The organism is Pseudomonas capeferrum, from assembly GCF_013523055.1.
In the GTDB taxonomy this organism is placed as follows: Bacteria; Pseudomonadota; Gammaproteobacteria; order Pseudomonadales; family Pseudomonadaceae; genus Aquipseudomonas; species Aquipseudomonas capeferrum_A.
On the sequence record NZ_JAAMQM010000013.1, the window covers coordinates 61,780 to 76,801 of the forward strand.

Below are 15,022 nucleotides of genomic sequence, written 5' to 3' on the forward strand. Positions count from 1 at the left end.
TCAGCACCCCTTGAACACAGGCGAGCGTTTTTCCATGAAGGCGGCAACGCCCTCGCGATAGTCCTCGCTGCGACCGGCCAGGCGCTGCAGGTCGCGCTCAAGTTGCAGTTGTTCGTCCAGGCTGTTGTCCAGGCTGGCGTTGAACGCGCGCTTGATCAGGGCCAACCCTGACGTCGGCTGCTTCGCCAGATGCCGTGCGAGCTCCAGCGCCTCGTCACGCAAGGCTTCATCGTCGACCACCCGATAGATCAGACCCCACTGCTCGGCCTGCTCGGCCGTCAGGCGATTGCCCAGCAGCGCCAAGGCCTTGGCCCGTGCCACGCCGACCAGCCGCGGCAGGAACCAGGTGCCTCCGGAATCCGGCACCAGCCCGAGTTTGCAGAACGCCTGGATGAAGCTCGCCGAACGCGCCGCCAGCACCAGGTCGCAGGCTAACGGGATGTTCGCGCCGGCACCGGCAGCGACACCGTTCACCGCACAGATCACCGGCAGCGGCAGATCACGCAGGGCGCGGATCATCGGGTTGTAGAATTTTTCGATCGATTCGCCCAGATCCGGCGCCGCCGCGCCCGGGGCCACATTGCGATCGCCCAGGTCCTGCCCGGCGCAGAAACCGCGACCCTCGCCGCTCAACAACAGCACACGCACCTGGGGGTTGCCACGCACCTGCTTGAGGGCCTCCTTGAACTCGGCATGCATTTGCGGATTGAAGCTGTTCAATTGCTCGGGGCGGTTCAGCCGGAGGAAGGCTACGCCGTCCTCGATGTCGAAAAGAATGTGCTCGAAAGTCATGACCGTTAATGCTCGCAAGAATGGATGAAAACAGGTCGGCGCGCTGTCAGCGCCCGGTGAACACTGGCGCTCGCTTTTCCTGGAAGGCACGAATGCCTTCATTGCGGTCCGCGCTGGCAGCCAGCACCGTGAACGCATTCCGCTCGAAACGCAGGCCCGTGGCCAGGTCGGTATCCATCGCCTTGAGCAAAGCTTCCTTGGCCAGACGCACGGCGAGCGGCGCCTTACTGGCAATGCTCTGGGCCAGGCTCAGGGCACGATCGACGGTGAATTCGGGTTGGGTAATTTCGCTGACCAGACCGGCGCGCTGCGCGGTCCGCGCATCGATGGCTTCGCCGGTCAGGACCATCTGCATGGCCATCGACTTGCCGACCGCGCGCAGAGTCGTTGGGTACCGCCAGCGCCGGGCATGATGCCGAGCTTGATCTCCGGTTGACCGAAGCGAGCATCCGCGCCCGCGACGATGATGTCGGCGTGCATTGCCAGCTCGCAGCCGCCGCCCAGGGCGAAGCCATTGACCGCCGCGATCATCGGCTTGGCGAAGCGGCTGATGCGCTGCCAGTGCCGGGTCCGGGGGTCATTGAGGATGCCGATCGCATCGCGCTCGGCCATTTCCGTGATGTCGGCGCCGGCGGCGAAGGCCTTGCGGTTGCCAGTGATCACCACCGCACGGCAGGCATCATCCTGCTCCAGACGATCAAGCACCTCGGCCAAGTCGCCGAGCAGACAGGTATTGAGGGAATTGAGCACCTCTGGCCGGTTCAGGGTAATCAGACAGACACCCGAATCACGGGAGTCCAGCAGCAGGAGGTCAGGCATGACAGTCACCGTGCTTGCCAGTCGAAGCTGGCTGTTGTTGTTAGCTCAAGGCGGATTGCAGGTGAGTATAGGCCCAATACGATACATAAGATCAACCAAAAACAATTAAACCTGTGTCAATTCGTTCTCTGAGTGTGCCATGGGCTGCCATGAAGCAGAAGAGCAGTCCGACACGTACGGTATGGCATAGCGCAGAAACCGAGGCTAAGTGGCTTTGTGCACAACACCAGCAACAACCCTATAAAGCGATACATCAATCGATTGCTTTTTAATCACATTTCATTATATTTGCGTTACATGACCTGTGCTGACGACATTGACGGCACCCCAAGCCCCAGGAGCTCACCATGACCTGTTACAGCCTCGGCGGGATCACCCCGGTCATCGACCCCAGTGCCTATGTCCACCCCTCAGCCATCCTGATCGGCGACGTGATCGTGGGCCCCGACTGCTACGTCGGCCCATTGGCCAGCCTGCGCGGCGACTTCGGCAGGATCGTTCTCGAACAGGGCGCCAACCTTCAGGACACCTGTGTGATGCATGGCTTCCCGGACAGCGATACGGTGATCGAACGCAACGGTCATGTCGGCCACGGCGCCGTACTGCATGGTTGCCGGATCGGCGCCGACGCGCTGATCGGCATGAACGCCGTGGTCATGGATGGCGCGGTGATCGGTCCACGCTCCATCGTTTCGGCTGCAGCCTTCGTCAAGGCCCGTTTCGAATGCCCCGAGCGCTCTCTGGTGGTGGGCTCCCCGGCCGCAGTCAAGCGCGAGTTGAGCGATGAGGAGGTCCGCTGGAAACAGGCCGGCACCCGCGAGTACCAAGCCCTCACCCGCCGCTGCCTGGAAGAAATGATCGAATGTCACCCTTTGAACCAACCTGAACAGGATCGCAAGCGTGTCAGCGACAGTACGTTCCGCCCCAAAGCGTAGAGCGCGCGCCGTGGATGCCAGCGCGGCTCACGGCGCGCTGGTAATCAAGGACACACGACAGTTATATTCCGGGGTTTCGCCCAGCGGATCCGTCATGTCGTCCATCGCGCCACTCAATCTGCTCGTCACGCGTTTCCAGGAACAGATCCCGATCCGTGCCAGCTCGCTTATCGTTACCCTTTACGGCGATGCCATCGAGCCCCATGGAGGCACTGTCTGGCTAGGCAGCCTGATCCAGCTGCTGGAGCCCTTCGGCATTAACGAGCGGCTGATCCGCACCTCGATCTTCCGCCTGACCAAGGAAGGCTGGCTGAGCGCCGAGAAGGTCGGCCGGCGCAGTTACTACAGCCTGACCGGCACCGGTCGTCGCCGCTTCGACAAGGCCTTCAAGCGGGTTTACAGCTCGGTAGTGCCGGAGTGGGATGGCTCCTGGCATCTGATCATGCTCACGCAATTGGCGGCAGACAAACGCAAACAGGTACGCGAGGAACTCGAGTGGCAAGGTTTCGGCGCGATCACGCCAACGGTGCTGGCCAGTCCGCGAGGAGATCGCACCGACATAAATGCAACCTTGCTCGATCTCGAGGCCCTGGAGGACACGCTGGTCTTTGAGACCACCGGCCAGGACGTCATGGCCTCCCGTGCCTTGCGCGCTCAGGCTCGGGAAAGTTGGCGGATCGACGAGCTAGGCGCACAGTACAGCGAATTCATCCAGTTGTTCCGCCCGGTCTGGCAGGTACTGCGCGAACAGGAGACGCTGCAGCCGGGGGATTGCTTTATGGTTCGCCTACTGCTGATCCACGAATACCGCAAGCTGCTGCTGCGCGATCCGCACCTGCCTGACGAACTGCTCCCAGGCGATTGGGAAGGCCGCGCCGCCCGCCAGCTGTGTCGCAATATCTACCGTTTGACCTGCGCCAGCGCCGAACAATGGCTATGCAACGTGATGGAGACCGCCGACGGCCCCCTACCGGACGCCGCGGAGAATTTCTACCGGCGGTTTGGCGGCCTGCGCTGATCGATCATCCGGACAGGTGAAAGCACAACGACAACGACAATAACAACGACGTCAGGTGTGAGGTGTGGACATGAAAGCTGCGACGGCAAGCCCCCACGAAAACTTCCAGCAATGGCTGGCGGATATCAACCTGCTGTGCGGCGAATTCGAAGGCGAGGCACTTGGCAGCGACTTCGCCGGCACCATCAGCGGTCACCAATACGGCGCGCTGCGCTTCAGCCAGGTCGACAGCAGGTGTGCGCGACTGGTCCGCACCCCCAGGGAAGTCAAGCGCAGCGAGGTACACAAGTATTTTGCCGTGTTCCAGGTCGAGGGCACGGCGAGGATGGCGCAAGAGTCGTTGCGTGAAGTGATCGAGCCGGGCGATGTGATTCTGATCGACAGCGCTCGCCCCAGCCAGTTCGAGTTCGGTCACGGTTCGCGCCAGGTGTCGCTGATCCTGCCGCATGACCGGGTCCATCAGCTGATGAGGTTCGCCCCACTCGACATCTGTCGCAAGATCCCCGCGCAGTCCCCGGTCGCCCGGCTTGCCCAGCAGATGCTGCTGTCGTCGACGCAGCTTGAATCGGTAAGCCTGGCCGAAAGCGAAGCGGTGATCGATGCGCTGGTCAGCCTGATGCGCCCGGCGCTGTCGGGCAGCGACAACAACCCCGACCCGCACGAGCGGATTCTGCGCAAGGCACTGCAACTGATCGAAACGAACATTGCCGATGAGAACCTCTGCCCCGAGATGATCGCACGTGACATCGGCGTGTCCATGCGCGGGCTATACCGGGTTTTTGCCAAGAATGGCCTGGTTGTGGCCCAATACATCAAGAATCGTCGCCTGGACATCTGCGCCGAAGTCCTGCGTAGCCCGCAATCGAACCTCAAACTTTCCGCGCTGGGTTTTGCCTGGGGCTTTTCCAACAGCAGCTACTTCACCACGGCGTTCAAGCAGCGCTTTGGTCTGTCGCCTGGGGAGTATCGCAAGCGTTACGCCTGAGAGGGTGCGTGCGGCTTGGGACGTCGGGGACATGCCAGAACCGCCCCCGAGCCGGTACCCTTTTGCGGTACGAGCACCGCTGCCCGCTCGTCAATGCCGGATGCACACCGACTTGGTTTCGGTAAACGCATCCAGCCAGTCGACCCCGAAGTCACGACCGGTACCCGATTGCTTGAAACCGCCAAACGGCATGTTGGCATCGATCAGGGTATGGCTGTTGACCCAGACCGTACCGGCTTCGATACAAGGCGTGAGGTCCATTGCCGACTTCAGGCTAGTGGTCCACAGGCTGGCGGCGAGGCCATAATCGGTGTCGTTGGCCCGAGCCAGCGCCTCTTCGACATTGGCGACACGCGTCAAGGTCAGCACCGGGCCGAATACTTCACTGCGGGTCAGGCGCAGTTTGTCGTCGGGGTTGATGATCAGCGACGGGCTGATGTAATAGCCGTCGGTGTCGGGCACGGCGGTGCCGCTGACAATCTCGGCGCGCTGTTCGCGGGCCTCATCCAGATAGCCTTGCACAGTCTGCTGGTGTGCCTCAGACGCCACGGCATTGATCTGCGCACTTGGGTCCATGCCGGGTCCGATACTGAGGCCTTTGATGGCCTGCTCGAAATCAACCGCCAGACGGTCAAACAGCGGCGCCTCGACATAGATCCGCGAGCTGGCCGCGCACACCTGGCCCTGGTTGAGGAAGCTGCCCATCATCAGGCCTTCGACTACCTGCTGTGGATCGGCGTCAGCAAGTACGATGGCCGGGTTCTTGCCGCCCAGTTCCAGCGACAGTCGGGTCAGCCGGTCGACCGCTGAACGGGCGATATGCTTGCCGGTGGCGGTGGAGCCGGTGAAGCTGATCTTGGCCACTTGCGGATGGCTGGTCAGCGCTGCACCGCAGAGGGCGCCGCTGCCAGTCACCAGGTTGAACACACCGTCGGGTACACCGGCTTCGGTGGCCAGTTCGGCCATGCGCATCAGGGTCAGCGGTGTGATTTCCGAAGGCTTGATCACGATCGAGCAGCCCGCGGCCAGGGCCGGCATGACTTTCCACATACCGATCATCAGCGGGAAGTTCCACGGCACGATACCGGCGACCACACCGATCGGCTCCTTACGGGTGAACGCGCTGTATCGCGCCCCTTCCGGGATAGGGATCGACACGTCGAGGGTGCGTCCGGTGATCTTGGTGGCCAGTCCTGCTGTGTAGCGCATCCAGTTCAGCGTGCTGCCGACTTCCAAGGCGCGGGCGATATTGATCGACTTGCCCTGCTCCAGGGTTTCCAGCTGGGCCAGCTCTTCGGCGTTCTGTTCGAGCAGATCGGCGTAGCGCAGCAGGATGCGTTCGCGCTCGGCGGGGCTGCGGCGCGACCAACTCCCGGAGGTGAAGGCTCTGTGCGCCGAGGTCACGGCAAGGTCGACGTCTTCCAGGCTGGCGTCTGGTGTGACAGCGATGGCTTGGCCGGTGGCCGGATTGAACACCGTCAGGGTGCTGCTGGAGGTCGAAGGCTTCCAGCCGCCGTCGATGTACAGGCCGTGCCGCCTGCTGAGAAAGCTGTTGACGGAGGCAAGCGTCGCTACGGTACCGACAGTCATAAAGGCTCCTTGAGAGCGGGTGTATGGATACAGGAGTCTAGGCACGCAGAAGGCCTGCGTTCTTATGCTCGCTGCCAGGTGTATTGGTGAGGGTGCCAGATAGGACGCTGAGCGGACCACGGCCTGGTGGGCACGCTCATGGGGTCACTGGCGCCGGGGGTCAAACGCCAGCCCCGGCCAGTCGAGAGGCAGTGTCCGCCTGCGCGCCATGCCCATCGAACAGTCACTCATCGGCTACCCAGACAGTTGCGCATTCCTTCCTATACTGCATCTGGCGTCAATGCTGTGCTGACTGCTCTTCACAAGCAAAACCTCTAATAATAAATGCGAGGTGGCACATGGTTTGGCAGCAACTCTACGATCCGTTCGGGAGCCCCTGGCTCTCTACCCTCATGGCTGCTGTCCCCGTCGTGGTAATGCTCGCGGCGCTGGCCTTCTTCCACATAAAAGCCCATATCGCCGCCCTGCTCGCCCTGGGCTCGGCCTTGTTGATCTCCATCTTCGTCTTCGGCATGCCGGCCAACATGGCAGGGTCGGCGGCGCTGTACGGCGCGGCCAACGGGCTACTGCCCATCGGCTGGATCGTGCTCAACATCATCTTCCTGCACCGGCTGACCACCGAAAACGGCTCGTTCAAGGTGCTGCAGGACTCACTGGCACGCATTACCGACGATCGCCGCTTGCAGCTGTTGCTGATCGCCTTCTGCTTCGGGGCCTTCTTCGAGGGCGCGGCCGGTTTCGGCACACCGGTCGCGGTCACCGGGGCCATTCTCATCGGCCTGGGCTTCACGCCGCTGGCGGCGTCGGGACTGGCGCTGATCGCCAACACCGCCCCGGTGGCGTTCGGGGCGTTGGGCACGCCGATCATCACCCTGGCCAAGGTCACCGGTCTGGATGAGATGGAGCTGTCGGCCATGGTCGGTCGGCAATTGCCGTTCTTTTCGGTCATCGTGCCGTTCTGGCTGATCTGGGCCTTTGCCGGCTGGCGCAAGATGCTGGAGGTGTGGCCCGCCATCCTGGTCGCGGGGGTCACGTTCGCGGTACCGCAGTTCCTGGTGTCCAACTTCCACGGACCGATGCTGGTGGATGTGATCGCCGCGCTGATCTCGATGGCCTGCCTGACCGGCTTTCTGCGTGTCTGGAAACCTGCCACGGTGCACACCTCCGCCGCCCTTACCGGCCGAGTCGACGATTCCAAGGTCGATGCCGATCCCGATGAGCGCCCAGGCGCGACTCTGGCGTTCTCGCAAAGCGACCGACGCAGCGTCCTGAGGGCCTGGATGCCGTGGATCATCCTCACGGTGTTCGTCTTCGCCTGGGGCACGGCAAGCTTCAAGAACCTGTTCGATACTCGCCTGGCCAGCGATAGCGTCAGCGGCGCAGCTTTGCTGGACCCCCAGGGCAAACCGCTGCGCGAAGCCAATCCGATCTTCTCCCCCTCGGTGACCTTCGGCGCCATTCACCAGCAGATCGAAAAAGTCCCGCCCGTGGTTCCGGCGCCCAAGAAAGAGGACGCGGTGTACAAGTTCACCTGGTTCACCGCGACCGGCAGCGGGATATTCCTGGCGGCCATCCTGGGCGGACTGCTGATGGGCTACTCGGTGGCCGACCTGGCCAGGCACTACCTGCGCACGATCTGGGTGGTGCGCTATTCGCTCATCACCATCGTGGCGATGCTGTCGCTGGGCTTCCTCACGCGCTACTCAGGGCTGGACGCGACCATGGGGCTGGCCTTCGCCGCCACGGGGATCTTCTACCCCATGTTCGGTACCTTGCTGGGCTGGCTTGGCGTGGCCCTGACCGGTTCGGACACGGCTTCCAACGTGCTGTTCGGCGGCTTGCAGCGGGTGACGGCGGAGCAGCTGGGCTTGAGCCCCGTATTGATGGCGGCGGCCAACAGCTCTGGGGGGGTGATGGGCAAGATGGTCGACGCGCAGTCGATCGTGGTGGCCTCGACCGCAACCCGCTGGTATGGGCATGAAGGGGAAATTCTGCGGTATGTGTTCTTCCACTCGGTGATCCTGGCGATCCTGGTGGGGTGCCTGGTGACCTTGCAGGCGTATGTGCCGCCGTTCACTTCGATGGTGGTTGGAGGCGGTTGATGCCGCGGTTTTCGGGGGTCGGCGGCATCGACCTCCCTGGCGGGACAGCGCCCCTTATTGACGCTTAGGGGCGCCCTATTTCATGAACGAAGGAAAGCACTGGATTCTGGGTGAACGCTTGCGGCGCGGCCTTGCCTGCTCAATATCCCGTCATCTCAAGATAACCCCTGCCCGTCTCGCTCCCGCTCAGGCGCACCGGCCCCTCCCAGTATGGATAGCTGGTCTCCATCCACGCCTTGGGCTCCAAGGCATCCACTTGTACATCCACGCCGTGCGCTGGCACCTTGACCTGCCAGCGGGTCGGCACCCGATGGCCGTTGTCCTGCGTGGTCCAGGCCAGTTCCTTGAACTGGATCTGATCGCCTTGCAGTGCCCGCGTCTCACCTTGCGCGCTGATCCAGGTGCCTGCGCGGTACGGCATGCCCTGGTCTTCCCGAACTCGGAAGAGCATGAGCTTGGCGCCACCGTCCAGATGCAGGGAAAACCAGTCCCATCCCGACTGCCCGGCGGCCAGGGGCTGGCTGCTCCACTCACGGTCGAGCCACGCGCGGCCCGTGACCGGGATGCGCTCGCCGCCGCGTTCGACTTCGCCACTGACCTGATAGAAAGGCTGGCTGTAGTAGTAGGAAGCTTGCCCCTTCCCGGACTTTTCGCTGTAGCCCTGGGCCCCATGAAGTACCAGCGCACGTTCGCTGTGCAGCTTCAGGTCATAACGGAAGCCTTCGCCTCCCGCGGTCATGCGCAGGCGGCCAATGCCGTCGGTGCCCCGCAGCGACCAATCATTGATCCAGGCGCGAAACGGCTGCGCCTCGACACCGGCCTGCCCGAGCCCGCCCCGAGCCAGGGTTTCGCTGGACTGATGGCCACCCGGCCCCGTCAAGGCCGCATGGCCCATCCACAGGTTCGGACTGCTCCAGCCCTTCATTTCCTGGCCCGGGCGCAACGCCGAACGGAACAAGGTCCATTGCACGCCCCAGTCACGGCCCTGGGTATCGGTGAGGTTGGCGGTGACGTACCACCACTCGATCCGGAAACCATCATGGGCACCGTGGTCGAGAGGAAAGATCAGTGGGTGCTCGGGCAGCACCTGTCGGTAGGCGGCGGCATCCTGGCCCAGCCCGGCAAAGCTCTTGGGCGCTGGCGCGGGTCGATCGCACCCGCCCAGGAGCAGGACCAGCATCACGACACAGGTTTCAGGCTTCATTGGCGAATTGCCTCAACAGCTCGGCGGGTTGGCGCCGCGCTAGCTGCCACAACGGCCAGACACTGGCCAGAAGGCTGGTCAGCAATCCGAGCACGGCCAGTTGCAGCAGTTGTCCGGGGAACATGTACAGGGGAAGGCGCCAGCCGAATGCCTGCACGTTCACCACGGCCACCAGGCTCCAGGCCAGCAACAGGCCGAGGGGTATGGCCAATAGCACGGTGAGACTGCTCAGCATCAGGGTCTGCCCGAGCGACAGCCAGACCAGGCGTGAACGCCGCACGCCAAGCGCCCAGAGCGGTGCCAACTGGCCCAGGCGGCTCTGACTCAAGGTCAGCAGACTGATGAACAACGCCACGCCAGCGATCCCGAGCGTCAGGCTGTTGAGCGCCGCGGTGGCGGCGAAGGTACGGCTGAACACTTCCGTGGACCAGGCTTTCAAGTTGGCTTGCTCGATGACACGGCTGTCGTCCAGCGCGAAGCGTTGCTGCAACTGCGTCTTGAGCGGCGCGACCCGGTCGGGTGGCAGGCTCAGGCTGAGGTTGGTCAGGCTTGCCTCTGGCAGGTTCCCGCGCAGCCAATCGGCATTGACCAGCAAATGCCCCTTGGGGTTGCCATAGTCGGCGTAGATGCCCACCACGGTCATGGGCTGTACGGGATTGGCAGGGAACTCGAGTCTGTCACCCAAGCCCAGCTCAAGGCGTCGGGCCAACTGTTCGCTGAGCATCAACGCATCGCCGGAGGCCAGTCGCTCCCATGCCTTGGCGCTCTGTTCCAGCAGAGGCCAGTGCTCGCGGTAGTCCTGATGGTCGATGATGCCTTGGACCTGCACCGGCCATGCCTGAAGCCGCACTTCAAGTCGCCAGCTCGGCAACACGGCGGTCACGCTCGGCTGTTGTCGGAGCCAGTCGCTTATCTGCAACGCCTGCTCGGTGTCCTGGGGCGTCACGTACAACGAGGCGGACAGACGCTGGTCAAGCCAGCCGTTGAAGGTCTTGCGGAACCCTTCGGTCATGCTCCCCACGCCGACACTGGCCGCCAGTGCCAGGAGCAAGGCCATCAGTGCCAGACTCAACGCTGGCAGTTGCTGGCGGCTGTCGGCGATGAACCACTGCGCCAAGGGTCGTCGGCAGATGCGCTCCAATCCGCCCAGGGCGGCATCGAGCAATGCGGGCAGCAGCAGCGCAGCCGCCAGTAGCAAGGCGGCGAGCAGGATGAAGGCGCTGGTCAGGCTGTTACCGAAACGCCAGCAGACGAATGCCACCAGCATCAGCACCACCGCGGCGCCCGCCTGGCGCCTCACCCATGGGCCTTGGGCAAGCAGCCAGGCCTGGGGCTGCGCCAAGGCAAGCAACGGTAGTCGGGCGGCACGCAGAACGCTGCTCGTGCCTGCGGCCAGGGCACCGAACACACTGACGCCTACCCCCGCCAACCACCACTCGAGCGGCAGGCTCAAGTGACCGGCGACTTGTGCGCCGTACAAGCCGCGCAGGCTGGCGGCGAAATTCGGGAGCATCAGGCCAGCCAGGAGATAGCCACTGACCACCCCGGCCAACCCGCCCAGCACTGCGAACACGCCTAGCTCCAGGGCCAGACCGAGCACCAGGGTCCTTACACTGATCCCGCAGGCACGCAGGGTGCGGATCAGTCCCCTCCGTTGTTCGAGCGCCAAGCCGATGGCGGCATGGGCTATGAACAGGCCGACGACGAAAGCCAGCAGGCCGAGCGCGGTAAGGTTGAGGTGGAAGCTGTCGGTCAGCCGCTGCAGATCGCCGTCATCGCTCGGAGACTGCAGTCTCAGGCGGTCGGCGATGTCGGCAGGCAAGGTCGCCGCATCGCCCATCAGCATCAGTCGCGTCAGTTGTCCTGGCGCCTGTAGCAGCGCCTGCGCATGACCGATATCGACCACGATGACGCCCGGCGCCAACTCAGGCTTGAGGACGAAAGGCGGCAACGCCTGGCCATCCTCTGTCGTGACCCGATCCGTCCCCTTCAAGCCCAGTTGCTGCAAAGTGTCAGGGCTGACCCAGGCCTGCCCCGGACTGCCGATGAAGGCGTCCAGATCAAAGCCCTGAGCCGGAGTCCCGGCGATGGCCGTCGCGGGCGGTACGCTCAGCGGCTCGATGCCGATCAGCCGGATGTTCAGCGCATGCTCCCCGGCAAGCCGTAACCGGCCCTCCAGGAGGGGTGATACCGGCCAGCCCAGCTGGCGCAACTTCACATAGAGCGCCTGTTCGAACCGATCGGTTCCCTGCGGCACCAACTGCGCCTGGGTAGGCCCGGCCAGCACCGCGCTGGCACGGGCGTAGTCGGTCCGGGCCTGGTCGTTGAGCGCCTGGACACCGGTCCACAGCGCCGTAGCCAGCCACAAGCCGACAAGGATGCTGAAGAATTGCAGGCGATGTCGCCACCAATGGCTCAGCAGCGCCTGCAAGGTGATCGTCAAAGGGCTCATCACACGCCCTCGGTCTGCACGCGACCTGCATGCAGGAAGCAGCGTCGTGCCAAGCGTGCCGCCAGGCGCGGGCTGTGGGTCACCATCAGGACACTGCTGCCCGCCTCGCCAACCAACTCCAGCAAGAGGGCCAGCACTTCGTCGCTGCTGGCCTCATCGAGGCTGCCCGTGGGCTCGTCCGCCAGCACCAGCGCAGGCCTCGCGGCCAGCGCCCGCCCGATAGCGACCCGTTGTTGCTGCCCGCCGGACAGCTGTTCGGGATAGCGTTGTAGCAGCGCTGCCAACCCGAGGCGCTCTGCCAGGTAATCCACCCATCGCGGGGTGTGCCGCCCGGCCAGGCGAGCCTGAAACGCCAGGTTGGACGCCACGTTCAAGCTGCTGATCAGGTTGTACTGCTGAAACACCAGCCCGATCCCCTCCCGGCGCCAGCGCGCCAGGGCCGCCTCCGAGCGTCCATCGAGCGGTTCGTCGTCGATCAGGATGCGCCCACTGTCGGCACGGTCGAGGCCGGCCACCAGGTGCAGCAGCGTGCTTTTGCCACTGCCCGATTCGCCCATCAGCGCCAGGCTGCTGCCTCGCGCCAGGGTCAGGTCGACGCCCTGCAAGACCGGGAGCGTGCCTTGGGCAGTATTGAAGGACTTGCATAACTGTTCGACGACCAGCATCAACGATCATCCTTGCTTCGCCCGGCGCCACTGGGCTGGCATTGCAACAGGCATGGCCTGGACCGTCCGACTTGTCGTGCGAGGCGCCAGGCTGCCAGGAAAAGCCTTGCGATTGAGCTTCGACCACCGCGGGGCCGATCTTGCTCATCTCATCACGCCTTCGAGGGGCCAGGCCCGGGGGCCTCCAGCGTCATGCCAATGGCAAGCGGGCTATTTCAGGACGGGCGAACAGATATCCTTGCATCAGTTCGATGCCCTGGGCCAGCAATGCATCGCGTTCCTGTTCGGTCTCCACCCCTTCGGCGATCAGCGTGATACCCAGCCGCTGAGCCACCAGCACGATTCCCGCCACGATCGCTTCACGCACCGGGTCCGCGCCCATGTTGCGGGTCAACGCCATGTCCAGCTTGAGCACATGTGGCTGGAACTCGGCCAGCAGGTTCAACCCCGAATACCCGGATCCGAAGTCGTCGATGGCGGTGGTGAAACCCTGGCGCTCGTATTCCTGGAAGATCGACTTGAGGTGATCGGGCTCCTGGACCTTTTCGCCTTCGGTGACTTCGAACATCAACCGGTTGGTGGGAAAGTCGAATGCCTGGGTGGCCTCAAGCGTGGCGCGGATGCAGGTCGCGGCACGATAGACGGCATTGGGCAGGAAATTGATGCTCAACTTGCAATCATCGAGCTTGTGCAACTGTAGACCCGCGGCCAGCTCGATGGCCTTTACCCGGCACACCTGATCGAAGCGATACAGGTTTTGCGCATTCACTTTTGCCAGTACGTTGGCCGCGCCCTCCCCGGCAGGCCCGCGTACCAGTGCCTCATAGGCGAATGGCTTGCCGGTCGGCACGTGCAGGATAGGCTGGAAGGCCATGGTGATTTCAAACCCGAGCGCCTCGCGATTGCGGCACTGCGAACAGCCCACCGGCTCGAACGGCTCTGGGAAAATGGCCTGGTTCATGCTACCTCCGAATGGCCTGATATCGACGTTGATACTGCGTTGTGGATCAAGCACTGGCGCCGAAACGGCCTGGTCGCTCCCTGCAAACTATCAATGCTCATCCTAAGCGTTATCGGCATTTCGTGGAAAAAGCTGAGCACCCTCTCAAACAATATCGTCGTCCGCTCGTAGCTGGACCTTTCCCGCGGCGAAATACCGGGCGAGAGCGTGGTGAAAGGCACCGGCGCAGTCCCGGAAAACCGATTTTCAGCTTGGAAAGCCCAACGGCGGATATAATGCCCGCTTTTGCGAGAAACCAAGGCCGTGGCCAACAAGCGATACAGCTGCATCGGGCTTTTCAACCCCAAATCTCCGGAGAACGTAGGCTCGGTCATGCGCGCAGCCGGCTGCTATGGCGCGAGCACGGTGTTCTACACCGGCAAACGCTACGAACGCTCGCGCGATTTCGTGACCGATACCAAGCGCGTGCATTACGACATTCCCCTGATTGGCGTGGATGACCTGAAAATGATCATCCCGCTGGGATGCACGCCCGTTGCCGTGGAACTGGTCGAAGGTGCCCGCTCGTTGCCCGAATACACTCATCCGGATCGCGCCATCTACATCTTCGGTCCCGAGGACGGCACCCTGGACGATAGCGTCAGGGCATGGTGCGAGGACACCATCTACATTCCGACACAGGGCTGCATGAACCTGGCGGCGACGGTGAACGTGGTGCTGTATGACCGAATGGCTAAGGGAAACAACACGCGCTCCGGGCCGAAGTTCAAGTGACCTCACCCTGAGGGAAAGGTGGATCGGGTCGATCCACTCTGCGCGCGAGATCAGCTTTGACAGAACCGAATCCGATTTCCGAAAGGATCATGGACTTCCAGGACCAGCCCCCATCCTTGTCGAACGATATCCGGGCGACCGTATCCGTAGCGCTTGCCCAGCAGCTCATCCCTTAGCAACTCTATGTTCCGCATGGGCACAAAGACCGTCGATCCTGGACTTGCATCGCCGTGATGCTCGGAAAGATGCAGATGGAGGCCGTTTCGGCTTATACCCAGGTACAGAGGCAAGTCCGCTTCGAATCGATGCTCGAACTCGACGCCGAAGCCGAGAAAGCCAAGATAGAACTCTCGTGCCTTGGTTTCATCGAACATCCGCAATATCGGAACAGGCCTGTCGAAGGTGATAGCGGTCGGAGCGTTGTCAGGGGGCAGCAGCGCGGCAGCGGTATTCCAGTCCTTGTAACCCAGCTGCCGCGCGACCAGCTCAAGTGCGGTGGAGTGCGAGACTTCATGATTACGCGCTTCCAACGAGGCGCGCAGGCTCTTGGCCATCTGCTTGGCTTTCTCGATTGACGACATCACTTCTCCTTGAGTCGAAGCATTCTGGTGCTCGCGTTGCCAAACCTCGACTATCAAGAGAGATGCGTGGAGTCTGGAAGAGAAATGCTTTTACCTTTCCGTGTCGGAGCGAGCGGCGGGCAGCATTGGCCAACGCCGATGCTA

Annotated in this window: 12 protein-coding genes and 1 pseudogene; 5 read left to right on the forward strand and 8 right to left on the reverse strand. The window is 62.9% G+C overall.

Annotated features, from left to right (window positions below; genetic code table 11):
* Both paaG and paaF read right to left on the reverse strand, forming a co-directional pair.
* Positions 1–792 carry a 2-(1,2-epoxy-1,2-dihydrophenyl)acetyl-CoA isomerase PaaG gene (gene paaG, locus G7009_RS15890; RefSeq protein WP_181131013.1) on the reverse strand — a complete coding sequence of 264 codons (792 nt, stop codon included), beginning with the start codon at positions 790–792 and terminating at the stop codon, positions 1–3.
* 46 nt (positions 793–838) lie between these two features.
* A pseudogene (gene paaF / locus G7009_RS15895) lies at positions 839–1,611 on the reverse strand (2,3-dehydroadipyl-CoA hydratase PaaF).
* Positions 1,612–1,958: 347 nt separating this feature from the next.
* On the opposite strand from paaF, the gene paaY reads away from it, so the two are divergent.
* From paaY to feaR, 3 genes are all read left to right on the forward strand, one after another.
* On the forward strand, positions 1,959–2,546 hold the full coding sequence (gene paaY, locus G7009_RS15900; protein ID WP_181131014.1) for a phenylacetic acid degradation protein PaaY: 588 nt from the start codon (positions 1,959–1,961) through the stop codon (positions 2,544–2,546).
* 94 nt (positions 2,547–2,640) lie between these two features.
* Positions 2,641–3,564 (forward strand): phenylacetic acid degradation operon negative regulatory protein PaaX, encoded by a 924-nt coding sequence (gene paaX, locus G7009_RS15905; RefSeq protein ID WP_181131015.1) that lies wholly within the window; start codon positions 2,641–2,643, stop codon positions 3,562–3,564.
* Between the two features lie 70 nt (positions 3,565–3,634).
* Positions 3,635–4,549, forward strand: coding sequence for a transcriptional regulator FeaR (gene feaR / locus G7009_RS15910; RefSeq protein ID WP_181131016.1), 915 nt, complete (start codon positions 3,635–3,637; stop codon positions 4,547–4,549).
* A 90-nt stretch (positions 4,550–4,639) separates the two neighbouring features.
* Here the strand turns inward: feaR and G7009_RS15915 are convergent, their stop codons facing one another.
* Complete coding sequence (locus G7009_RS15915) at positions 4,640–6,139, reverse strand: aldehyde dehydrogenase family protein (protein WP_181131017.1); 1,500 nt, start codon at positions 6,137–6,139, stop codon at positions 4,640–4,642.
* Positions 6,140–6,477: 338 nt separating this feature from the next.
* Here G7009_RS15915 and G7009_RS15920 point away from each other — a divergent pair, with 338 nt between their 5' ends.
* The gene (locus G7009_RS15920; protein WP_181131018.1) at positions 6,478–8,241 is read left to right on the forward strand and encodes an L-lactate permease; all 1,764 of its coding nucleotides are present in this window, start codon (positions 6,478–6,480) and stop codon (positions 8,239–8,241) included.
* A 139-nt stretch (positions 8,242–8,380) separates the two neighbouring features.
* On the opposite strand, the gene G7009_RS15925 is transcribed toward G7009_RS15920, so the two are convergent.
* The 4 genes from G7009_RS15925 to G7009_RS15940 form a co-directional block, all read right to left on the reverse strand.
* Positions 8,381–9,445 carry a lipocalin-like domain-containing protein gene (locus G7009_RS15925; RefSeq protein ID WP_181131019.1) on the reverse strand — a complete coding sequence of 355 codons (1,065 nt, stop codon included), beginning with the start codon at positions 9,443–9,445 and terminating at the stop codon, positions 8,381–8,383.
* Positions 9,435–11,897 (reverse strand): ABC transporter permease, encoded by a 2,463-nt coding sequence (locus G7009_RS15930; RefSeq protein ID WP_181131020.1) that lies wholly within the window; start codon positions 11,895–11,897, stop codon positions 9,435–9,437. Before G7009_RS15930 ends, G7009_RS15925 begins: the two co-directional genes overlap by 11 nt.
* A complete protein-coding gene (locus G7009_RS15935; protein ID WP_181131021.1) occupies positions 11,897–12,562 on the reverse strand; it encodes an ABC transporter ATP-binding protein in 666 nt (221 codons plus the stop codon). Before G7009_RS15935 ends, G7009_RS15930 begins: the two co-directional genes overlap by 1 nt.
* 190 nt (positions 12,563–12,752) lie before the next feature.
* Positions 12,753–13,523: an EAL domain-containing protein gene (locus G7009_RS15940; protein ID WP_181131022.1), complete on the reverse strand. Its 771-nt coding sequence runs from the start codon at positions 13,521–13,523 to the stop codon at positions 12,753–12,755.
* 303 nt (positions 13,524–13,826) lie between these two features.
* On the opposite strand from G7009_RS15940, the gene G7009_RS15945 reads away from it, so the two are divergent.
* Entirely contained in the window at positions 13,827–14,297 is a 471-nt protein-coding gene (locus G7009_RS15945; RefSeq protein ID WP_181131023.1) for an RNA methyltransferase, read from the forward strand.
* Between the two features lie 50 nt (positions 14,298–14,347).
* Here G7009_RS15945 and G7009_RS15950 read toward each other — a convergent pair whose 3' ends face one another.
* Positions 14,348–14,878: a glyoxalase superfamily protein gene (locus tag G7009_RS15950; protein ID WP_181131024.1), complete on the reverse strand. Its 531-nt coding sequence runs from the start codon at positions 14,876–14,878 to the stop codon at positions 14,348–14,350.
* Positions 14,879–15,022: the final 144 nt, after the last annotated feature.